This is a genomic window from Streptomyces sp. NPDC024698 (assembly GCF_055559015.1).
Map to the genome: position 1 here is coordinate 1 of NZ_JBVHLK010000033.1, position 21,619 is coordinate 21,619.

Below are 21,619 nucleotides of genomic sequence, written 5' to 3' on the forward strand. Positions count from 1 at the left end.
CGTAGTTGCTATGCGGGCCTGGGCTCAGCCAGGTAGGTGCCGGCCCACGTGCCGTCGTACCCCACGGCCCTGGTCGCGGCTTCGAAGCTTGGATAGTCCTGCCCACCGATGTCGATCATCGCCTCGTAGTCCGCGCGAGTCAGTTCACGCTCGATCCACTGGTGTGTGCAGCGGCAGCGGAGGCTGATTTCGTTCCCGTCGCAGATGACCATCCAGTCGCGCCGAGCACCGCACTACGGGCACATCACGGGGAGCCCGGTGATGACGACTTCCTCCGGGTGGGTCGTAGCGCGGAGACCGACGTGGCCGTCGCCGAGCTGGTCCTCCTGCTGGAGTCGCAGCAGAGGATCCTCACCGAAGGCCATTTCGGACAGAATCGCTCTCTGGGACTGGAGGCCTTCGTTGAACATCCGCATCGTCTCCTTCTCCATATCTACCAGCCCTAACAGGCGCCAGCCGTCGGTGTCCAGCTCTTTGCGCTGCTCAGCGCCTCGGCCCCCGAGAGCGACCATCGACGCGGTGTGGCCCCACTGCCATCTCGGGCACCTGGGACGGAGACGGGTGAGTGAGCGATTGCGCTGTCCGCCCGTTCGTACGCGCGCGGGGCGCAGCCGTGGTGGCGGGCAGTTTGCCGATCCGGAGCAGTCGCCAGACGAGCACTTCGGTGACACTGTCCGCGGTGTCCAACTCGCGCCATTCGATGGCCTGCTGGAGGAGGACGTCGGGGGCGTGTCCTGCTCGCTCGGCCTGGTCGAGGGTGGCGACGAGGGCGTCCCAGCCAAGTTCGCGGCGGACGTGGTCGGCCTGATCAGGCAGGACGGCCTTGAGGGTGCCGGCGTACCGCTCTCGTACAGGTTCGGGGAGACGCTGGCCGTGCTCGCGCATCGCGTTCATGGGAACGGCCGAAGCCGATCGGTAGGCGCTGCGCAGGTGCTGAGCGGCTCTTTGGGCGGCGGCCGCCTGCTGGGCGTGCCCCCGGGCGGAGTGCCAGCGCACCGCGGCCATGGCGACGAGGATCGTCGTGGACAGGAGCATCGCGGTGGCGCCGCCGTCTTCGCCCTTGCCGAGGGCGTTGCCAGCGCGGATGATGCCGCGGGCAGCGGAGCGGATGGCTCGGTTGTCGGCGCGCTCGGCGCGGATGTGGGAGCGGGTGGCGCGTTCGAAGGCGCGAGCGGCCTCGGCGAGTTCCCTGCGGGTTGAGGCCGGGGCGGTCTGGGCGAGTGCGTCGAGGAGTTCGCCGACGCCGGCGAGTTGGGCTGCGGAGTCTTCGTCGTCGTCCCCGTCGAGGATCGACACCGCCCGTTCGGCAACCGGGGCTGCCTGGCGCCGGGCGAGGTCCGGGCGAGGTACTCGTTCATCGAAATGGTCGGTGACGGGCTCGTCGTCGGGCCGTCCGGAGTCGAGGCGCTGGCGGATCCTGGGGAGGGAGAGGTCCGGGGCGAGTTTCGAGCCGGAGAACCAGACGGGTTGGCCGTCGCGGTTGCGGTCGCCGGGGAGGGCGACCTTGTAGCCGAGGGTGTCGCCGGATGGGGCGATGCGCTGTTCGACCCGAAGGCCGGCTTCGGCGAGGCGGTGGAAGAACTCCTCCTCGCTGGCGGCTCCGGCCAGGGCGTGGCGGACGATTTCCCTCAGCGTCTCGCGGGGTGTCTCGGTCCGGCCGAATCGCTCGGCCTTGGAGTGTTCGGCGCTGGTGGGGCGCTGGGCGGCGGTGCGGTCGCCGCCGTTGAGGATCTGCAGGCCGAACTCCTTCTCGATCTCCCGGCATTCGGCCTGGGCGCGGATGCCGTCCTGGTGGCGGCGGGGGCGGCGGCCGTCTTCGCGGACGAGGGTGGCAACGAGATGGATGTGGTCGTCGGCGTGGCGTACGGCGATCCATCGGCAGGCCTTGTCGTCGCCTCCTTCGGCGATGCCGGTGGCGTGGACGATGCGACGGGCGACCTCGGCCCATTCGGTGTCGGTGAGGTGACGGTCGCCGGGCGCCGTACGGACAGGGCAGTGCCACACGTGCCGGGCCGGGCGGCGGTTCTTCGGGAGGGCGAGCACGGGCAGGTCGAGTCGGTCGGTGAGTTGCTTGATCATGGCGGACAGGTCACGTCCGGGGTCGGGGGCGAGCCCCGGCATCCAGGACGCGACGAGGTGCGGGTCGGTGTGTTCGTCCCGACGGCCGGGCCCGTAGAGATATTTGAGCAGTCCGTACGTACGGCTGCCGGTGGAGATGTCGGGGACCACCGTCAGCGCCGCGCCATCTCTATGGCGGCGGCTTCGATGCGGGCAGCAGCGCGGAGGACGCGGGCGACCGACTCGTCGGCGTAGTTGGCCTGACCACCGGAGTTCAGGACGCGGGCGACCTGGTTGAGGTTGTTGCCGGCGCGGGCGAGCTGGGCGCTGGCCGCCATCAGTTCCTCCACTCGGCCGCGCTGGTCCAACAGCCATGTCTTCGGACCGCCTTGCGCCTGGGCGACCGCAACCGCGGCGTCGGCGAGGAACCCGGCGGTCTTCAGACCGACGGCTTCCGCGGCGCGCTTCACGGTGTCGAGTTCGTCTCGGGTCAGACGGACGCTGCGGACTTGGTCGCGGTGGACGCTCTGGCGCAGGCGAGGGCGCGTACGCGTCGCGGCGTTCGGCTCGGCTTCTTCTCCTGGCTGCGATCCACCCTCGGTCGCAACCTCCGAGCCCGGCACCCCCTGGTGCCGGTCCTCCCCCACCCCTTCTGGGGTGGGGGCATGCGCTTCCGAAACTCCTCCGCAGCCCGTGGCAGCGGAGGAGTTTCGGAAGCTACAGCTTGCTCGGCTTCGTGCCAGGCAGTCGTCTCGCTGCAGGTCAGAGGTTGTTTCGGACGACTCGGAGCGTGTCATCGGGGCGTCGGGGTCTTCGTACGGCGCACGTCGTGGAGCACCTCGGCGACGAAGTCGAGGGCGAGGACCGGGTGGTGCAGTGTGCGGGGAGTGCTGGCGTGGGTGCGCTGTACGGTCCAGGTGCAGTCCGGGCCGGGTTCGGCGCGGTGGAGGTGTCCGTACTTACGGAGCACGGTGATCCAGGCGTCGGCTTCGGCAGGGGTGACCGGGGTGGTGCGCATCATGTGTCTCCGGTGGACGGGAGTTGATGGGGTATGAGACGGGCGGCCCGGCTGTTGCCGTTGGCCGCCCGTCCGTCCGGGCCGTTCGGTCAGCCGGTCTTGGTGGCCGAGTCCTGACCGGTCTCGGCGCGGAGCTGGCGCATCAGTGCGGTCAGCCGGTCGTTGGCCAGGGTTTTGCCCTGTCCGCGGATGGCGTCCGCGACGACCTCGCGGGTGACCTTGCCCGCTTCGGCGACCGCCTGGCGGGCGATCGGCAGGAGGGTGTCCGCCGACGGGGCGGTGTCCGGACCGCCGTTGTCCGAGGTGTCCGGACCAGTCTCCGGCTCAGTGACCGACGGGGAGGCCAGCCGCAGGCGGCTGACCGGGGCAGGTCTACTGACCGGCTGTCCGCCCAGGTCAGCGGCGTCTCCGCCGTCCGCCGGCTCCGGGACGCTCTCCGGGTGTCCGGACGGCTTCTCCCGGTCAGCCACTCGCGGTACGTCCGAGCCGGAGGTGACCGCCGGACGGCCGACCTCCGGCCCGGAGAGGGCAGCCGAGTGTCCGGAGGTGACCGGGACCGGCCGGTGTCCGTCCGCCGCGAGCGGGGTCTCCGGTCGGTCAGCGGTGATCCGGTCGGTCCGGACACCGAAGGTGGACGGGTGTCCGTGGTGACCGGCTTCGGTGACCCGCCGGGCGATGAGGATGTAGAGGTGGACGGCTCCGGCCAGGGCGAGCGGGGCGAGGGTGGACAGCGCGCCGACGGTGACGTCGCCGAGCCGCAGTCCGCCGCCTTCGGAACGCTGCTGGTTGAGGCGTACGGCGTGCAGGGCGTTGGCCCAGATGCTGGCGGCGGTCGCCGTACCGAAAAGCATCCACACGTACAGGCGGGCGGCGAAGGAGGCGGCGCGCAGGACCAGGAGAGCGCGTACCCCGTAAGCGATGAAGCCGTCGATCACCAGAGGGAAGACGAAGGTGAGGGGGCCTCGAACGTGGATGGCGGTGGCCATCTGCTGCAGAGCGTCGTACGAGAGAGCGCAGCCTGCGCCACCGAGGGTGACGATCGCGGCTCGGTCCCAGCCGGTGATCCGCGCCGGTATGGGCGCGCTGTGGCTCACGCGGCCGTCCCGAGATCGTTGCGTGTGGGTGTCTCCGCTGCGAATGCCTTGAACGCCTTGGTACAGCTCTTGGGCTTCTCTTTCCCCTTGTTCGCCTTCTTCTGCTGGTCGACGGCCCGGTTGCGGATCTCCCGGCGCGTGCGGCGGTAGAGCTTCTCGGCGTGCTCCTCGGTGACCTTGAGCAGCCAGGCGAGCCGCTCGGCCGGCATCTCGGCCTGGTAGGCGGCCCGGACGACGGCGTCGCGCTCCGCATGCGTGAGGTGGATGTCGCGGCCGGCCAACGCGGCGTTCACGCGGGCGTAGTCAAAGCGGCTTTGGAACTTGCGGTGCAGGAGGTCGCGTTCCTCTTCGGTCATGCCACCCCGGATGCCGTCGCGGTCACCGTTTTCGAGGGCGGCGTCCAGGCAGATAGCACGGACAGGGCACTGTCCGCACAGCGACTTGGCAGCAGCGATCTTCTCGGTCTCGTCGGGCCCGGGGAAGAAGATGTCGGGGTCCACCGGGTTGTACTCGGTGCTCTGGCAGACAGCCTGGTCCTGCCACGTGTGGTCGCCGAGCGACCGGTGGTGGGCAGGGCTGATCGTCGTGATGGTCATGCGGGTTGCTCCGATCGCTCTCCGCGCGCAGGGGCGTCGGCGGAGGGGTGCGCTGGGTCGGGAGGTACACAGGCCGACACTCGTGGGCGCGGCCCGGTCCGGGTTCCTTGGTCAGGTCAGACGGCGGTGCGGTGGCGTCTGCGGTCGACGGGCTCGAACTCGACCCGGGTGGTCATCTGCGCGAGCCGGGAGGTGACGCGGTCGCCGAGGTATGCCCGGAGGTCCTTGATTGCCAGGTTGGTGGTGATCAGCGTCGGGAGCATGTGGTTGTACCGGCGGTTGATCAGCCGGTACGTCACTTCCTCGACCCACTCGCTGGCCTTCGCCGCGCCGAGGTCGTCGATGATCAGCAGCGGGCAGCGACCGACGGCTGCCAGCTCCCGCTCGCTGTCCACTCCGGCCCGGGGGCGAAGGTCGGCGTACAGGTCAGCGGCGGTGGTCGCGCGCCAGCGCACGCCGACGCCGCTCTGCACCAGTCGTCGGACCGCGCCGTACGCCTGGTGGGTCTTGCCCACGCCGACCGCCCCAGCCATTAGCAGGCTCGGGCCACTGGTCACCTGCCGCCGGGCTCCGAGGCTGGGAGCCACGGCCTGCTGGGCGACGTCGCGGGCCCAGGCCAGGACCTGCGGATGGTCGGCCACCGCGCCCTGGTAACGCGGGGGCATCCCGGCCAACAGGGCGTCCAGCGGGGAGAAGGACTCGGGCTCGTCGGCCAGGGCGGCGACGGCTGCCGGGTCGATGTTGCGGGCGGCCAGGATCCGGGCCATCCGGTCCAGGGTGCCCGCGCCGCCGAGGGTCTGCGGGTCGCGGGTGTGGGTGCGCATCACAGCTCCTCGGCGTAGGCGGCTGCAGCGTTGACCGGGTTTGTCCACGCCTGGTGAGCGGGCACGGTAGGTCGGATTCCCGTCCGCGCCAAACCGGCGGAGCGTGAGTTCATGGCCTCGTTGACCATGCTGGTCAGCACGCTCGGGTGCTTGGGGTTGGTGGCGAAGTTCTGCAACCCGGCCCGGATATGCTCCGGAGCGATCCCCTCGGCCAGGAGCTTCTTGGCGATCCGCCCGAGGTGACCGATCACGTCGCCGGGCGGACGCTCGTCGCAGGCGGCGATGTACTCGCCGACGAGCTGGTTTGCGGAGACTGTGGCGACGGGCGCTGTGCGCCCCGTAGGGAATGAAGATCCAGGATCCAAGATCCTAGATCCAGGCGCCGAGCCCTCTTCGAGGTTTCGGGGAGGCTTCGGAGAGCCCTCGGGCAATGCCGCCTGACCTCCGGTTTTCTTACCGGTGGGGTCAGGGGTGCCGACGGGGCCGGTGAGGGCGTCCTGTTGGGCGGTCGGGGCCTCGCTTCGGGGGGCGGGAGGCGTCGCAGCGGGCTTCGCAGGCAGATCGAGGGCTCGGGGAGTGTTCGGCGAAGTCTCGACAAGCCCTCGGGTAGGGGTGGGCGACGCCTCGGTGCGCTTGGTGCAGGTCCCCTTACAGGGCCCGCACCGGGCCGCCGCCTGGTGCTGCGAGCAGGAGGGCAGTCGGGACTGGCTGGGTTTGTCGATCTTCTGATGCTCGGACCAGGTCACGACGTGGAGGTAGCGGCGGGCGTCGCAGCCGGTGTACCGGCAGATCAGGCCCGCGTTGGCGAGCTGCTGAAGGTCGTCCTCGACATGGACCGAGGTGTGCTCGGCCCGCAGGGGCCAGAGCAGCCCCGCGATGATCGCGGCATTGTCACGGTGACGGCCGTGGTCGTCGGCCTGGGTGAGGAGGCCGAAGAAGGTCCGCTCGGCCTCGACGCTCACTTCGGCGAGCGACTCGGAGAAGAATGCCTCCGGCTTGATTGTTCGAATCCGCGCCATGTCAGCGACCTCGGCCGGCAGCGACGAGGTCGCTGCGGGTAAGGGATGCGGCGGCGAGGTCGAAGATGTGGGGCCGACTCCAGTCCGCGTCCGGCCAGACCCGCAGGACCCACCGGGCCACAACCCTGGCGGTCGTCCGGTTCAGCTCGATCGCCTCCCCGGCCGCATCCTTGGCGATGGCGTGCGGGTGGGGCCAGGCGTGCTTCGGGTCGGTGAGGCTGACGCGGATGGTGGCCGCCCCGGAGATCATGCCGGTGAGCTGGGCCGCGAGTCGATGCTGGCGTGCCGTGTCCGGGCATGCCAGGGTTCCGCTCGGCATGGCGAGCATGGGATACTCCGTTGTTCGTAGGAGTGCGGTGCGGCGGTTCTCGTGTAAAAGCCCCGCTGCCCGCGAGATGTGAATCGGTGTCCTTCGGGGTGCCCGCCCGGCGCTTGGGAGTTGGTAGCTCCCAGGCGCCGGTCTCGTTCGACCCCGTGGGTGTCATGGCCCCAGTGCGTGCATCGCCCCTCCCTTCCTGGCCGCCAGTGATTCGCTTGGGCGGGGACCAGAACCGTATGGCGACCCCTGGCACAAGTCCAGCCTCTTCGCACCCACTCTCACCAGGCATGGAACACTGCACTGGATAAGATCGGAGATCAACGTACACCGCGGTTGCGCCATTGCGTCAACTGCGGTGTCGGCGCCTAGAGCGATAGGAGGCGTGATCACCACTGGAGTGGATAGGATCGCGGCCATGACGAAGGGCTGGAGATGACCGAGAAGAACGAGCGCACCTTCGCGGAGCTGCTCGACTACCTCTTCAAGGAGGTACACCCGAAGGGCCGGGGCCCGTACACGTACGCGGAGGTGTCGCAGGGCATCCGGGACACCTCCGGCGTGGCCATCTCGGCAAGCGCCATCCAGCAGCTCCGCACAGGGACCAACAGCAACCCGAAGATGCAGACCATCCGGGCGCTGGCCGGCTTCTTCGGAGTGAACCCGGGCTACTTCTTCGACGAAGAGGAGGCCGAGAGACAGCGCGCGGAGATCCACTTGGTCGCAGCGATGCGCGACCAGGAGGTGCGCAGGGTCGCCCTGCGCGCCAACGGACTCAGCACGTCGAGCCTGCAAATGCTGAACACCGTGATCGACCAAGCCCGGCGACTAGAGGGAATGTCTGACGACTCGGACGACTCCGGACTGCTCGACGACGAATGATCCCCGCCTCGGCATGAACCGCGGCACGGGGTCAACCCGACACACATAGGCCGATTAGCCGCTCATGATATCTTCGGCGGCTTCCATCAGCACGATCACGCGAATCCGGTCACTGCGCATAGGCCGCAAAGCGATGATGCGGACAGGAACTTCCTGGCCTCGGTGGTACGGCAACCTGAGCTTGCGCAGGTCACCATCAGGGTGTTCGTAGACCTCGCGGCGACCCCACATTTCCTGCGCGTCCGGCGATCCCGCGAGGATGTCGCGCTCCAGACGCAGCAGGGCTTCACTTTCCGGATAATGGGCTCTCGCGTAGCGAATCTGCCCCAAGTAGGGCCGCGCCCAGTCTTCCCGCCAGTTGACAAGCTGCTCGCGGGCTTCCCGGTTGAGAAATGCCCATCGTACGAGATTGGCCTGATGGGCAGCCCAGGGGAACCATTCTCGCAACGGCTCATTGTGTCCGATCACATTCCACGCCAGGTCCGATACGTAGGCCGGATTAGGCGACTGGTTATCGAGGAATTGCTGAAGCACCTCGTCTATTTCGGCAACTGAACCCGCCTCCGGTACGGCGGCAAGGGCCGGCGGTCGCCCGACGGCCCTCAAGTACAGGGCGCGACGTTCAGCGCGGCTCAGTTGCAGGACGGATGACAAGCGGTCGAGGAAGTCTGCCGAGTAGTTGGCTTCGTTGCCCCGCTCCAAGGAGCTGTACCAGCGCTCACTCACGCCCGTCAGGCGAGCCACCTCACGCTGCGACAGGCCGACACTCCGCCGGCCTGGCACCGCCAGGCCCGGGAACGCACGAGGATCCGACCGGCCGCGCCACGAACGCAGCAGCTCAGACAGGGATTCACCTTCGGGCTCGCCACTGTCGCCCTGCCGGCCCCGGGATTCCATGACGTGAGACTGGATCACTAGATCACATGAGATGGCCCACAACACGCCCTAACCGGCCATCAAGTGATCATGAAACAGTCATTCAGCGTAGTCAGACGTAACGGATAGTCGACCATTCAAGCAAATTTGGCGAGAACCGCAACACCTTGCGATCGCCGGGAAGCAGCAAGCGCACACCCAGGATCGAGGAAGCATGCGAGCCAGACCTTCCCACCCCACACTCCGAGAAGGTCACCATCCGTAACCGGAACTACCACTTCCGGGAAGCGTGACTTCCCCCCTCCTTTTGGCATCCTCCAGCCATCACTCACGAGCAAGTTGTTGCTCAGCCCAGGCTGAGGGGAGATTGCCATGCCCTGGCCAGAAATCGACGAGAGTCGACTGCGTGAATCGTGTGAAGAGAAGGTCGACCGGTTGCGCCTGCCGCATCGCTTCAGCACACGCGAATTTCGCGAGACGGTAGCCGCACTTCGTGGGAAGCCAATAGTCCTGAAACCTCTGAGCACGCTCGGCTCGATCGACGCACCGTGCGGTATACGTCTAGAGATGCCGGAAGCCGATCTTCTCTATTACGAGGAGGGGACTTCCGTGCATCACCAGCGGCACATTCTCACGCATGAGCTGTGCCACGTGTACTGCGACCATCCAGGGAGCCTAGCGGTCGACGCCGAAACGACACATTCCCTCGGAGTGAATCCCACACTGGTGATGCGCATGTCGGGGCGCACGAGCTACTCGACGGCTGACGAACGCGAAGCGGAGATGATGGCGACCATCATTCGCCAGCGCATCTACCGCGAACGCGAATCCCCTTCCCGCCAACCCGAAAAAGGATCGGATAGCTGGGATGCACTCTTCGCCCAACCCATCAAGAAAGGTCGATTCCGCTCACGATGAATGCCCTCTTTCTTGGCATGGCCTGCCTACTCACAGCAGCTGCCGGCTACTGGGTCCTCGGTCGGGGCACACCTCGCCCCGCCGGAACGTGGGCCATGGGCGCTCTCCTCGCCTCGTTCGCCCTGGCCTTCGCCTCATACGCGCCGCTGTTCGAGAACGCGGTTGAGGCAGTCGTACCGCACGTGGCTCGGCTCCTGAGCAACTCCGCCTCTCTGTCGGCTGCCACCTCGGTCCTCGCTGTCTCTTTCCAGGTCAATCTGCAACCTGCGGAAGCGCGGCGCCGCATCCGCCTACGCCTCGTCCTCCTCGCCGCCTCGGTCTTCGGCATGACGGTGTTGTTCGTGTACGAGCAGATGACGCACCGTTCCCCGCAGGTGTACGCGCTCTATCTGCTTCTCTTCATCTCGTACCTGGGCTTCGCCATCGTCGACTTTCTGTGGCAGGCCGTGCGGCAGTCGAAGTCGACCCGCAGAAGCAGCGTTCGGATCGGTCTCCGGATGGCGGCGGCGGGCTGCGCGTTCGCCCTGGTCTACGCCGCGTACAAGCTCACGGTCCTCTTCTCCCTGGGCTTGGGCCTTCACCTCATACCCGACCACGCGCAGTGCTCCTCGCTGGTCACCTCGCCCTGCGTCTTCAGCGTGACCTCCCCCGCGCTCGCCGTGCTGCTGATCTGCCTCGGCCTCACACTGCCCGCCGTGGTGTATCCGATCAGTCAGACCCGCCTCCACCGCTGGGAGGTGCGCTCCTTCAACGCGCTCGGCCCTCTCTGGCAGGACCTCTCGGCCGCAATGCCGGAAATCGTTCTGCCATCAGGGGGCCTCGACGAGGAGGCGGCGAGCGACTCCGACTTCCGCCTTCAACGGCGTGTCATCGAGATCAGCGACGGCATCCTCGCCCTTCGGCCCTACCGCTCCCAGCTCGTCCAGGAGGCCGCCCAGCGAACTGTCGACGCCGGAACGGATAAGGGTGCCGCGATCATCGAGGCCGCTGTCGTCAAGGCAGCGCTGGCCGCGCTGCAGGGCGGCCACCTCGTCGACGAAGTCGCTGCGCCGTCGACGGTGGACGCCGCTTCGCGGAAGGACCTCCGCGCGGACACGCAGTGGCTTCTACAGGTCACCGATGCCTACGTGCACCGCGTCCCGGTGCGTGTCGCCGACGACGGCCACCCGGAACCAGTTGGAGCCTGACAGCATGGACAACCCGACCCAAGACCCTCGCTTCCTGCGCGACCCTTATCCCACCTACGCGGCCATGCGCTCCGCGTGCCCCGTGCAGGCCGTTCCCACCGGCTCAAGCGGGCACGGCAGCTACCTGGTCACCGGATACGCGGAGGCCCGACAAGCCCTCAGCGACCCGCGGCTCTCGAAGAACACGGCCGCCTTCTTCGCCGACAAGGGGTCGCGGCGCCGTCTGCACCCTGCGGTCGCGCACAACATGCTGGCCAGCGACCCACCCCAGCACACCCGCCTGCGTAAGCTGGTGACCAACGCCTTCACGACGGGCGCTGTCGCCGAGCTGCGGCCATTCATCGCCCAGGTGACCGACGCGCTGCTGGACGAGTGGTCCGTCGGCGAGCAGGTCGACCTCGTCGCCAGCCTGGCGGTGCCCCTACCGGTCATCGTGATCTGCGAACTCCTGGGGGTCCCGGAGGTCGACCGGCCCGAGGTCCAGCGTTGGTCCGCCGAGTTGTTCGCCGCCGGGAAGCCCGACCTCATCGACGCGGCCTCGCACGCCGTGGCCGACTACATGACCGGCCTGATCGCCGCCAAGCGCCTGCGACCCGGTGACTCTCTCCTCGACCGCCTCATTTCAGCGCGCGATGGCAACGACCGCCTCAGCGAGGAGGAGCTGGTCTCCCTGAGCGTGCTGCTGCTCGTCGCCGGACATGAGACCACGACCAACTTCCTCGGCAACGCCGCCCTGGCGCTCCTCCAGCACCCGGCCGAGCTGGAGCGCCTGCGCAGCAACCCGAAGGACATCCCTGCCTCGCTGGACGAGTTGCTTCGCTTCGACTCGCCCGTCAGCACGGCCACTTTCCGATTCACCACGGAAGCCGTCACGCTCGGCGGCACCGAGATCCCCGCCGGTGTCCCGGTAATGGTCGCTCTTGGAGCCGCCAACCGAGACCCGGAGCGATTCCCCTTGCCGGACCAGTTCAATCTGGACCGGGAAGCCGCCGGCCACCTCAGCTTCGGCCACGGCATCCATCGCTGCGTCGGCGCTCCCCTCGCCAGAGCCGAAGCCGACATCGCCCTGCGCGCGATCCTGCCCCGTTTCCCTGGGATCCGGCTTGCCGTATCGCCTGATCAACTGGACTGGCGGCGCACCCGCCTTGTGCGCGGACTGGCCTCACTTCCCGTCCTGACCTCGTCATGAGGTCGGCGGGGAATTCCGGCATGGGATGTGCTCGACCTGAGGCCCACTCTGCACGAAACAGGTGGTAGTGAACGGCAGGGGCGTCAGGGGTACGACATCTGCCGTCGCCTCACACAGCCAGTGCCGTACAAGCTGCTCGTCGACCGCGGCACCGAAAAGTGTCGCGGAGCCGTGCGTGTTAACGCCGTTCCGTGTGGAGGCGCAGGCCCCGCACGTGGCCGGCCTCCAAGAATGCTGATCTCTTCGGAGACGGTAGCCAGGGTGGTCAGCGCGGACTTCCGAGGGCAGAGGGCCGGGAGCCCGTAGCGCCGCAGCTTGCCGGTGAGGTGATGGGCGGTGACTGCCTGGTCGGCCATCTGGCCGCGGAACAGCCGGAATGGCCCAGTACGCGTCCCGGTTCGTCCGATGGCAGAGGCGGTCACGGTGTGCTCGGCTTACTCTCGTCGGAGTTGGCCTGGGATGTAGGGTCCACGACCTCGTTCGCACTGGATCCTGTGGAAACGCCGAAATCCGGGCTTCGTGAGCACTGATCGTGTCGGTTCGTTGTGAGCAATCGGCATCTGTCTGACATCTATGGGCGTCACGCTGAGTGAGGTGCGACTCGACGGGGCACGCTCGCGTCAGACTTCGGCGCTCAGCCGTGGCAGCACGTCGGTGCAGAAGTGGTCGGTGAACCGCTCGTGGCTCCGGCGGTAGAGGGAAAGCCACTCATCCAGGAAAGACCACCGGAATCCCAGGAAACCCAACAGCTGCTTCCTGGCGGAGTCGATGTATTCCCGTAGTGTGGCTGGCGCTCGGCAACCGTACGCAGCCGCTCCGATTTGGCCGCGTCGCCCTTGGCGCGCGCATGAGCGGACAGAATCCTCATAGTCGTGTAGAAGGACTCTACAGCCTCGATGGCTTGTCGGTCTGCCCAGAACATCGTCTGGCGTTCGCGCTTCATCTGCTTCCTTCGAGCCCGGAAACCCTTCTGAGGCGACCGTAGTTCCAAGTAGTGATTCTCGAATGTACGGAAACTCACATGGGCCATGTACGCTGCGGCGTCGGCCTCTACTTCGCGGCGCAGTTGAGGGTCGAGGGGCGCGAACTGCGACATGGGCTCGTGCGGAAGTATTTCTGCGAAATGCTCCGCTTCGATGTGGGCCAGTTCATGGGCGAGAGAGAACAGCGTGCACGCTTCCCAGATCTCGTTGGGCCCGCCGCCCAGCGGCATCGGAGTTTCGTCCGTGATGGCTTCGGCTGAGCGGAAAGAGAATGAGAGGGGGGTCGGGGGGCGTTGAGCGGTTCCGCTCGAGTCGGCGCAGCGGAGATACGACACGACGGATTCGTCGAGATCTCGACGAGCAGAGGCTTCCAAGGTATCTCCCGGCGGACTTTCGTGCATGGGGTAAGCCATGGAGACGAGATAGGCGATTTCAGTGGAGAGCTCGGCCACGAGTGGTGACAGTCCGATGAGATAGCCCGTAATCCGTCTCGGATTCTCGATAGTCCGGGACTCGGATGCGAACGACGGCAGGACGAATGGCTCCACCTGTCGGGCCAACTCGAAAGTACGCTCTGCCCGCTTTGGGCCGAAGAGCCCCAGAAGCCAGGGGTTTTCGGGGGGTGCCCCTTCCCATGTGATGGACCGCGAGGCTAGGAGCCCATCGAGGAAGCGCCGCACCATCAGGTTTGTCTCGGCGTGCACCTTGAGCGCCTCACTGCGGTCATCGATCCCGGTCACCCAGCGCAGATAGACCGGGTCTGCTTCTGTCCGGCACTGCCGCAGTGCTTCTCCCGCCAACTCGAGGTTCTGAACCTTTTCGAAGAGGGTGCTGCGCAGTGGTTCTGCACTCACTGGGCGTCACTCACCGGGGGAACCTCCAGTGGCGTTTGTCCCGGTGCGGCGGCAGCCTCCACGACGGATGACAGTACGGCGCTGTCCTGCACGGTGACATCACCGTTCGAACCTCGTACCAGCACGTGGCCGCGCGGCAATTCGGGTGCCTGGCGGATCACGAGTTGCTGCTCGTAAGCGTCGATCACGACTCCCTTACGAAAGGAATTGCGCAGGGAGTTGACCGCGTGGGCCAGAGCGGGCAGTGTGACGGAGGCGGCGATGAGAACTTCGCCGAGCGGTGCGCTGCCTAGGGAGCCGACTCTTGTCGCCTCGACACCCGACGCAGCGAGTGCGGAGGCGATCACGGCCGCCGAGTCGTCGTCGACCGGTGCGAAGATGTCCAGATCAATGACCACGTCGCTGGGCTTCTGCATGTGCCGCCTTCCCTCGACTGCCCTGCTAGTGCACTTATTGACCCCGGTGGAGATCACCAAACGGCGTCAACCAGAGCGTGAAGGGTCTGGGCCGACAAGCAGGGCGGAACACCCCACTCAGCCGTCAACATCCTCTTTGCTTCGCTGCTGGGCCTCCGCGTAGCCAGAGCGACCGGACAGCCCCCACGGCTTCGACTCGGCGAAGTCCGCCACCCGCAACTGCCGAACCGGCACTTCACGTGCCTGCATGTCCTCGTACCGGATTGATGTCGCTGGAACCTTGCGCGTACGACCCGCGCTGCCCAAGCTCCGTGCTGTCATGCTCTGGACGGTACGGAGCCTCCGCATATCCCGACCAGAAAGACCACAAGAGATCGAAGACGGCGGCCACGGACCGTAGTGAATGCGCATCGAGCCCCGGATTTGCGCATTCATTGCGCATCCTCAGCCGACATTGCGCATCGATCCGCGGACCCTAGGTGGGAGGGAACGCGGCCGGTGCGCTCGTTCTGTAGATCCCACAGCTCACGGAACAAACCGTCCTGCTGGGCCAGCAGTTCCTCGGGAGTTCCGTGCTGGATGATGCGGCCCTTGTCCAGGACGACGATGCGGTCTGCGATCGTCACGTTGGTGAGCCGGTGGGTGACCAGGACGACCGCCCGGTCGGCGGCGAGGCGGCGCAGCCCGGTGAAGATGCGGTGCTCGGCTCGTGGATCGAGGGCCGCAGTCGGTTCGTCCAGGACGAGCAGTCCGGCTGGGCGGTGGAAGGCGCGGGCGAGCGCGATCCTCTGCCACTGCCCGCCGGACAGTTCCTGCCCGCCCCACCATTCCTTGGCCAGCAGGGTGTTCAGGCCGCTCCGCAGATCGTCGATGACCTCGTCGGCACCCGCGGCATGCGCTGCGGCGAGCACGGCGGCATCCCCTTCCTCGGTGGCCTGGCCGAGAGTGATGTTCTCCCTCGCCGACAGGGGCCAGCTCGCGTAGGACTGCGGCACGACAGCGACGCGCGCCCAGGTGGCATGCGCGTCCAGGTCCCTGGTGTCGGTGCCGTCCCAGGTGACGGCTCCCTGATCGGGCAGGTACAGAGCCGACAGGATCTTGCTGAGGGTGGTCTTGCCGGAACCGTTCTCGCCCACCAGCGCGACGACTTCGCCGCGCCGGACCTCCAAGGAGATGTCGTCGAGGGCGGGACGCTCTGCGCTCGGATACTGGAAGGTGATGTTCTCGGCGCGTACGAGTGTGGGCGCGACCGGCGCCCGAGGACCGCGGTCGATGCGGTGTCCGCCGGCTTCGTCGATGAAGTCCACCCAGTCGTCCAAGTACATGCCGGTACGGAAGAGTTGGGCTCCGTAGCCGACGATCCCGTCCAGTCCTGCGCTGACGCGGCCCAGAGCGAGGAACGCGGTGCCGAGGGCGGCGACCGAGATCTGCCCGGCGGACACCAACAGCGCCAGGGCCACCCACACCACGGCGTGGGCGAGACCTCCCGCAGCCCCGCCCACCAGGGAGATCCTGGCGGAGCGCCAGGTGGCCTGGTCGGTCGTCGTGTCGATCCGTGCCCCGGTCGTGCGGTACTTGTCGAGCAGGAACGGTGCCATGGTGCCCGAGCGGACCTGGTCGGCGGTCTGCTTGTCGACCGTGTACCAGCGCAGCATGCCCAGTAGCCGCCGGTCCTTCGTGGTGGCGAGCGAGGCGATGTAGCTGATGCGCGCCGCCCGTACGCTGGCCACCCCCTTCGGCAGGGCCGCCAGGAGGAGGAGTGGCAGCAGGATCGGGTGCACGGCGGTCAGGACGCACGCCGAGGCGACCAGCGATGCTGATGCGGCAAGGATGTACTGGGCTTCGGTGAGAAGGTCCCTGGAGACCTCCACGCCTCTGTCGGCGGCGTCCCAACGGTCGTTGTATCCGGGGTTGTCGTACGCGGCCAGTTCCGCCTTGGTCGCGGCGTCGAGGAGCTTGAGTTCGGCCTCCCGGGCAATACGCGGGGCCAGCCGGGCGGACAGCGCGGTGGACGCGATGCCCAGCAGGGCACGCAGACCGATAGCCCCCGACAGGACGACAAGAGAAGGTACGGCGGAGCGGATCTGGTCGCTGCTGATGTGCTGGGAGGCGATCAGCGGCTTGATCACACCGGTGGTCGCCATCAGCCCGAACGCTTCCAAGACCCCCGAGAGGAGCTGGATGCCGAGCAAGGCGATGACCGCGGCGCGGTCGACCTGCCAGCCCAGTGCCAGGGATCGGCGGATCAGTTGGGGCAGACGCCGGGCCATCGAGCGGGTTGTGATCGCGTTGGCCGCCTCGATGCGGCGGTCGCCGGGGATGACGAACTTCAGCACCTCGTCCGACACCTCCGCTTCGCGGGTCGGCACGGTTGTGGCAGCGGGTTTCGGGATGGTGGTCATCGGCTCCAGCCCTCCGCCGACACGCGGTGCCCGGCCGGGATGCCGTCGAGCGCGGTTGGGCCGGCGTGCTGCTTGGCGAACCACCGCTCGCCGCCTGGGCCGTTGCTCTCCCACCCGGACGGCCGGATACCTCCAGGCCGAGGGTGTTCGGCAACCGACGTGTACGCGTTGGTTGCCGATTCCACCAACTGATGGAGTGCGCCGGGCATATCGGTCACGTCGGTGCGCCCTTCCGTCTGTCGAGCATCCCGCTGTACCACAAGGCGTGATTGCGTGGATGCACTCAGTGTTCGCATGCAGGTGGGTAGCTTGGCAAGAGCCACTGACATTGCGGTCTGACCTGGCCATCTGCACGCCAGGACGGGAAGGACTGTGCCTGAGACCATCTCGACGAGGGACTCGTCGAGCACGCCGTACCTCCAGCCGAGCGACACGAGATGCGGGCCGTTGTCCGCCTTTACGTGCTCTCGCAGCGCCCTGAACCTCCGCAGAGCTTCGTTGCGGCTGATACCGGCGTTCTCCGCGTAGTCCTTCGACGTCGCACCGGCGGCGACCATCTGCCACGTCTTGATCTCCTCGTCCGAGAAGGCATCCGGCAAGGCGGCTTTCTCGGGGCGCTGTATCTGCCAGGTGACGAAGCAGGCATGGACGACGGCCGCACGACCGCGCACGCCGAGCTTCTGACCGCAGTGCTTCATCTGCACGTTGATGGTCCCGGCGGTGATCGTGAGGTCGGAGGCGATCGTTTCGGTGCTCTGGCCCTGCGCGATCTTGTTGGCGATCCGAAGCTGTGCCGGTGTGAGATCAAGCAGCGTCGTGGGAGGGCGAGCCGGTCGGGCACTCACGGGTGTAGATCCTTTCTGGGGAGAGGGAGTGTCAGGCCCGGGCCAGCCACCGCTGCCGCTCGGCATCGGTGACCAGGCGCTGGTCATGGTCGAGTTCCAGTCGGGCGAGCCGGGCATAGTGCTCAACCGCCTCGGCGCCGAAGGCTTCCTGCGCGAGGGCGCTGTTCTGGAAGGCGGTCAGAGCCTGGCCGAGAGTGGATGGAACGGGGGGACCGCCTGCGCGGAAGGCGTTACCGGTCTCTTCGGGACCAAGGGCGAGCCTCCGCTCGAGACCATGGTCGATGGCCGCCAGGACCGCGGACAGGGCCAGGTACGGGTTGGCATCCGCACCTGGCACACGGATCTCCAGGTGCAGGCCTTCGCCGCGGCCGACGACGCGGACCGCGCAGGTGCGGTTGTCGTGGCCCCAGGTGAAGGTGGTCGGTGCGAACGAGCCGGGCGTGAACCGCTTGTAGGAGTTGACGCTGGGCGCGTAGAACAGGGCCAGCTCGGGCAAGCCGTCGAGCAGACCCGCAATGGCATGCTGACCGGTCCGGGACAGTTCGTGTTCGCTGCCGGGCTCGTTGAGTTGGCTGATGGCCTTCGACCACAGCGACACATGCAGGTGCAGGCCATTGGCTCGGCCGGTTTCCGGGGCCGCCATGAACGTGGGTGCCAGACCGGCGCGCGAGCCCAGGGTGCGCACTGCGTGCTTGAAGAGCAGGTGCCGGTCGCAGGCGGTGAGTGCGCCGCCGTACGGGAAGGTCACCTCGACCTGTCCGGGGCCGGCCTCGGTCTTGATGGCTTCGACGGGCATCCCGGCGCCTGCCAGCGCCCGCTGAAGACGTCGGAAGAACTGGTCGGACACAGGGTCGTGGTCGAGGGCGTAGTCCAGGTTCCCCGTCGTCAACGGCCGCAGGCCCTGATAGCCGGCCTGGTCCGCGTCCGCGTACGTGCCCTTGTAAAGAACGAACTCGGTTTCGATCCCTGCCCTGGGGTGCAGACCGTGCCGGGACAGCCGGGTCATCTGCTGGTGGAAGATCTGGCGAGGCGCGATCTCGATGGGTGTTCCGTCGTCGTGCACGGCGTCGCCGAGCACGACGACGGTGCGCGGCAGCCACGGCACGACGCGCAGGGTCGCCAGAGCCGGTTGCACGGACAAGTCCTGGTATCCGGTCTCCCACGAGGTCAGAGAGAAGCCGTCCGCCGGGCTCATCTCGGGATCGGTGGCCAGGATGTAGGCGCATACCTCAGCGCCTTGATGTGCGACGCGCCTGAGGAAGTGGTTCGCGTCGTACCGCTTCCCCTTCAGCCTGCCCTGCAGATCGGGCACGGCCAGCAGCACGGTGTCGATCGCGCCCGCCTTGACGAGGTTCCGCAGGTCAGTCAGCGAGAAGGCCTTCTCCGAGCGCCCGTCCAAAGCAGGAGCGGCTGCCGCGCTGAGGCGCGCCAGAGCGCCGTTGCTCGTCGCGGCCCCCGTCATCACACGACCTCGTCTTCGTACGTGCTCGCGGAGCGGTCGAAGTTCTGCGCCGGGACTTCGTACGAGCTGCCCTGCTTGCGCCACCATCCCCAAGCCAGCGCAAGGACGACGAGCAAAGCGACCGGCGCGTAGTTGAAGGTCTCGACGGACACCAGGGCGCCGCCGGGGCGGGTCTGTGGCAGGCAGAACAGCACGGTCACGAACACCACCCAGATGACGGCGATCGTGCCGACCGTCACGCCCCAGCGGCCGAGGTTCCACGGACCGGGCTGGAACCGGTCCCGGTTCCTGATGCGCAGGTAGATCGGGAGGGCGTACGCCGGCGTGATGCCGACCACGTTGATGCTGGTGATCGCCGCGTACGCGACCGGGCTGTACAGGCTCGGCAGGGCGAGCAGGGCAGCGCACACGACGGACAGCAACACGGCTTTGCGCGGGGTACCGGTGCGGCGGTCGACCTGCCGCCACAGGTGCGAGCCCGGAAGCGCCCCGTCGCGGGAGAACGCGAACACCATCCGAGAGGCGGCAGCGGTCTCGGCATTGCCACAGCACAACTGGGCGATGATCACGACCAGGAGCAGTGCCTTCGCCCCGGCCAGGCCCAGGGCGTCCAGGAAGATCTGTGCCGGCGGGACGCCCGTGGCTGTCCCCACGGTGCCCGCGTAGTCCTGGATGGCGAACGTGAGCCCGGCCAGCAGAACGAATCCGGCCAGCCACGACCATCCGATCGAATGGATGATCCCGCGGGGTGCGGACACCTGAGCGTCCGTGGTCTCTTCCGACAGGTGCGCGGAGGCGTCGTAGCCGCAGAACGTGTACTGGGCCAGCAGCAGACCGAGCACCGCCACATACAGGGGGCTGGACCAGCCGGTGTTGTTGACGAACTCGCCGAACATGAAGTCGACGGACTGGTGGTGGGAGGGCACGATCACCAGTGCGCCGACGATCGCTATGACGCCGCCCAGGTGCCACCAGACGCTGATGTTGTTGAGAATGCTGACCAGCCGGACGCCGAACAGGTTCAAGGTGGCGTGCGGGGCCAGGATGCACACGTAGATCATCATGATCTTGCCCGGCGTCGGCTCGAAGCCCCACTGCAGGTTCAGTAGGGCGCCGGTGAACAGGGCGGCCCCGTAGTCGATGCCGGCGATTGCGCCGAGCAACCCGAGCAGATTCAGCCAGCCCGTGTACCAGCCCCACTTGCGGCCGCCGAGTTGCTCCGCCTGGTAGTACAGGGCTCCAGAGGTGGGATAGGCGGAGGTCACCTCGGCCAGCGAGGCACCGATGAACATCACCATGGCACCGACGAGCACCCAGCCCCACAGCATCACGGCGGGACCGCCGGTGTTCAGGCCGAATCCGTACAGCGTCATACATCCGGACAGGACACTGATGACGGAGAAGGAGATCGCGAAGTTCCCGAACGGCCCCATGCGCCGGGTCAGCACGGGCTCGTAGCCGAGCTCCCGCAGATACGTATCGTCCGGCTTGCGAGGCACCGCACGGTGGGTGGGACTCACACGAGACATGGACAGCTCCTAGGTTCAGAGAAGGTGGGATACTGGGCAGGTTCATGCCAATGCGCGGACGGTTGGCGGCCGATACTGATCACGGGTGCCGCCCGGTGCGCGGCCTGTGGGTACGGGCGAAGGAAAGAGACTCCGTGCGTGCTCGAAGAAGCAGCGTCTCGCCGGGGTCCGGTCCCGCGGCCCCGTCATGGACCGAAGTCCACGGCTCACGGGCTGCATATGGGCCCATCGCCTCGAAGACCTCGGCTGCTTCCAGATACTGGTGGCCGGCCCACAACGCATAGGCGAGAAGGTTCAGATCAGCCACCGAACACTGGCTGACCGTCGTTTTTTGAAACCAGTCGTAAAAGGCGTTCAACGTGCAGTCGAGCGTCGCCTCCTGCGCCCACTGGCGCCGCCACAGCGGATCGGCCCGCGATCGCCGTCGCTGCTCGATCTGCGCGTACGCGGGCAGAAGCAACAGTGGCGATCCGACGGGCCGCTGCGACGCGATCCACCGCCCGAAGTCAAAGATCGCGGCCAAGGAAGCCGCGCGCGGCCCCTCAAGGGCGAGCAGGAACTGCAGGACGCGGTGATAGGCCTCACGGTTGTACGGATCACGCTGGTTGACCTCGTAGAGCAGCCCCCACGGCCCCGCTGGCAGCATCGGCTCGGCGGGCCTCAGGCGATGCTCATGGCGCAGCTGCCGCGTATCGATCTGCGCCAACGCGACAAGGCACACCCACGGCACGGGATCGTGCGGCGCACGACGAGCCGCCAGCAGGGCCTCACGCCGCGCCCTCATCTCGAACTCCAAAGTCTGTGGATGTTCTTGACGGTGCGCACGCAAGGCCCGCTCGACGGCCACGCGAACCCCCATCAGTTGCGCGTCGTAACTGCCGGGCTCTTCGGCGAGCCACACGCCGACCACATCCGATCGGGCTGCTGCCACCGCCAAGAGCTGGGTACGTGACGTTCGCAATGTCCAGTGCGTGCCCGTGTCCAACAGCAGTTCCCGCGCCGTCTTCCAACGTCCCGCCTGCAGTTCGACCAAGGCGACACGGAGTTCGTCGTCATGGCCGGCCGGGTGATACACGAGACGCATCACCGCCCCTCGAACCGGGAACGACGACGCTCCGAAGCAGGAACAGGACTGCCCGCCTGAGGAACAC

At 67.3% G+C, this 21,619-nt stretch carries 21 protein-coding genes; 4 read left to right on the forward strand and 17 right to left on the reverse strand.

Features of this window, described 5'->3' with window-relative positions; genetic code table 11:
* Window positions 1–233 precede the first annotated feature (233 nt).
* The 9 genes from ACZ4AA_RS36095 to ACZ4AA_RS36135 form a co-directional block, all read right to left on the reverse strand.
* The gene (locus ACZ4AA_RS36095; protein ID WP_467612189.1) at window positions 234–410 is read right to left on the reverse strand and encodes a hypothetical protein; all 177 of its coding nucleotides are present in this window, start codon (window positions 408–410) and stop codon (window positions 234–236) included.
* Window positions 411–483: 73 nt separating this feature from the next.
* Window positions 484–2,229: a relaxase/mobilization nuclease domain-containing protein gene (locus tag ACZ4AA_RS36100; RefSeq protein ID WP_467612192.1), complete on the reverse strand. Its 1,746-nt coding sequence runs from the start codon at window positions 2,227–2,229 to the stop codon at window positions 484–486.
* Window positions 2,230–2,231: 2 nt separating this feature from the next.
* Window positions 2,232–2,705, reverse strand: a complete 474-nt coding sequence (locus ACZ4AA_RS36105; RefSeq protein ID WP_467612195.1) for a plasmid mobilization protein — start codon at window positions 2,703–2,705, stop codon at window positions 2,232–2,234.
* A gap of 146 nt (window positions 2,706–2,851) precedes the next feature.
* Window positions 2,852–3,076, reverse strand: coding sequence for a hypothetical protein (locus ACZ4AA_RS36110; protein ID WP_467612198.1), 225 nt, complete (start codon window positions 3,074–3,076; stop codon window positions 2,852–2,854).
* Window positions 3,077–3,165: 89 nt separating this feature from the next.
* A complete protein-coding gene (locus ACZ4AA_RS36115; RefSeq protein WP_467612201.1) occupies window positions 3,166–4,170 on the reverse strand; it encodes a DUF2637 domain-containing protein in 1,005 nt (334 codons plus the stop codon).
* On the reverse strand, window positions 4,167–4,766 hold the full coding sequence (locus tag ACZ4AA_RS36120; protein ID WP_467612204.1) for a WhiB family transcriptional regulator: 600 nt from the start codon (window positions 4,764–4,766) through the stop codon (window positions 4,167–4,169). The genes ACZ4AA_RS36115 and ACZ4AA_RS36120 overlap by 4 nt, the downstream gene beginning before the upstream one ends.
* Before the next feature lie 116 nt (window positions 4,767–4,882).
* On the reverse strand, window positions 4,883–5,590 hold the full coding sequence (locus ACZ4AA_RS36125; protein ID WP_467612207.1) for an ATP-binding protein: 708 nt from the start codon (window positions 5,588–5,590) through the stop codon (window positions 4,883–4,885).
* Entirely contained in the window at window positions 5,590–6,609 is a 1,020-nt protein-coding gene (locus ACZ4AA_RS36130; RefSeq protein WP_467612210.1) for a hypothetical protein, read from the reverse strand. Before ACZ4AA_RS36130 ends, ACZ4AA_RS36125 begins: the two co-directional genes overlap by 1 nt.
* A 1-nt stretch (window position 6,610) precedes the next feature.
* Window positions 6,611–6,937, reverse strand: coding sequence for a transcriptional regulator (locus ACZ4AA_RS36135; protein ID WP_359316062.1), 327 nt, complete (start codon window positions 6,935–6,937; stop codon window positions 6,611–6,613).
* Window positions 6,938–7,360: 423 nt separating this feature from the next.
* Between ACZ4AA_RS36135 and ACZ4AA_RS36140 the strand changes: the two genes are divergently transcribed.
* A complete protein-coding gene (locus ACZ4AA_RS36140; RefSeq protein WP_467612213.1) occupies window positions 7,361–7,807 on the forward strand; it encodes a Secondary metabolite protein in 447 nt (148 codons plus the stop codon).
* 54 nt (window positions 7,808–7,861) lie between these two features.
* Here the strand turns inward: ACZ4AA_RS36140 and ACZ4AA_RS36145 are convergent, their stop codons facing one another.
* Entirely contained in the window at window positions 7,862–8,704 is an 843-nt protein-coding gene (locus ACZ4AA_RS36145) for a helix-turn-helix domain-containing protein (RefSeq protein ID WP_467612216.1), read from the reverse strand.
* Between the two features lie 351 nt (window positions 8,705–9,055).
* On the opposite strand from ACZ4AA_RS36145, the gene ACZ4AA_RS36150 reads away from it, so the two are divergent.
* Genes ACZ4AA_RS36150 through ACZ4AA_RS36160 form a run of 3 tightly spaced genes read left to right on the forward strand, consistent with a single transcriptional unit; the run spans window position 9,056 to window position 11,977 of the window.
* Window positions 9,056–9,601 (forward strand): regulator component, encoded by a 546-nt coding sequence (locus ACZ4AA_RS36150; RefSeq protein ID WP_467612219.1) that lies wholly within the window; start codon window positions 9,056–9,058, stop codon window positions 9,599–9,601.
* 17 nt (window positions 9,602–9,618) lie between these two features.
* Entirely contained in the window at window positions 9,619–10,788 is a 1,170-nt protein-coding gene (locus ACZ4AA_RS36155; RefSeq protein ID WP_467612222.1) for an MAB_1171c family putative transporter, read from the forward strand.
* A 4-nt stretch (window positions 10,789–10,792) separates the two neighbouring features.
* Window positions 10,793–11,977 (forward strand): cytochrome P450 family protein, encoded by a 1,185-nt coding sequence (locus tag ACZ4AA_RS36160; protein ID WP_467612225.1) that lies wholly within the window; start codon window positions 10,793–10,795, stop codon window positions 11,975–11,977.
* 634 nt (window positions 11,978–12,611) lie between these two features.
* On the opposite strand, the gene ACZ4AA_RS36165 is transcribed toward ACZ4AA_RS36160, so the two are convergent.
* From ACZ4AA_RS36165 to ACZ4AA_RS36195, 7 genes are all read right to left on the reverse strand, one after another.
* Window positions 12,612–13,814, reverse strand: a complete 1,203-nt coding sequence (locus tag ACZ4AA_RS36165) for a hypothetical protein (RefSeq protein ID WP_467612228.1) — start codon at window positions 13,812–13,814, stop codon at window positions 12,612–12,614.
* The gene (locus tag ACZ4AA_RS36170) at window positions 13,811–14,230 is read right to left on the reverse strand and encodes a hypothetical protein (protein ID WP_467612231.1); all 420 of its coding nucleotides are present in this window, start codon (window positions 14,228–14,230) and stop codon (window positions 13,811–13,813) included. The genes ACZ4AA_RS36165 and ACZ4AA_RS36170 overlap by 4 nt, the downstream gene beginning before the upstream one ends.
* A gap of 431 nt (window positions 14,231–14,661) precedes the next feature.
* Window positions 14,662–16,632, reverse strand: coding sequence for an ABC transporter ATP-binding protein (locus tag ACZ4AA_RS36175; protein ID WP_467612234.1), 1,971 nt, complete (start codon window positions 16,630–16,632; stop codon window positions 14,662–14,664).
* Window positions 16,629–17,477 (reverse strand): helix-turn-helix transcriptional regulator, encoded by an 849-nt coding sequence (locus tag ACZ4AA_RS36180; RefSeq protein ID WP_467612237.1) that lies wholly within the window; start codon window positions 17,475–17,477, stop codon window positions 16,629–16,631. The genes ACZ4AA_RS36175 and ACZ4AA_RS36180 overlap by 4 nt, the downstream gene beginning before the upstream one ends.
* 31 nt (window positions 17,478–17,508) lie before the next feature.
* Window positions 17,509–18,939, reverse strand: a complete 1,431-nt coding sequence (locus ACZ4AA_RS36185) for a glutamine synthetase family protein (protein ID WP_467612240.1) — start codon at window positions 18,937–18,939, stop codon at window positions 17,509–17,511.
* Window positions 18,939–20,468 carry an amino acid permease gene (locus ACZ4AA_RS36190; protein WP_467612243.1) on the reverse strand — a complete coding sequence of 510 codons (1,530 nt, stop codon included), beginning with the start codon at window positions 20,466–20,468 and terminating at the stop codon, window positions 18,939–18,941. Before ACZ4AA_RS36190 ends, ACZ4AA_RS36185 begins: the two co-directional genes overlap by 1 nt.
* Window positions 20,469–20,547: 79 nt before the next feature.
* The gene (locus ACZ4AA_RS36195; RefSeq protein ID WP_384362382.1) at window positions 20,548–21,552 is read right to left on the reverse strand and encodes a hypothetical protein; all 1,005 of its coding nucleotides are present in this window, start codon (window positions 21,550–21,552) and stop codon (window positions 20,548–20,550) included.
* Window positions 21,553–21,619: the final 67 nt, after the last annotated feature.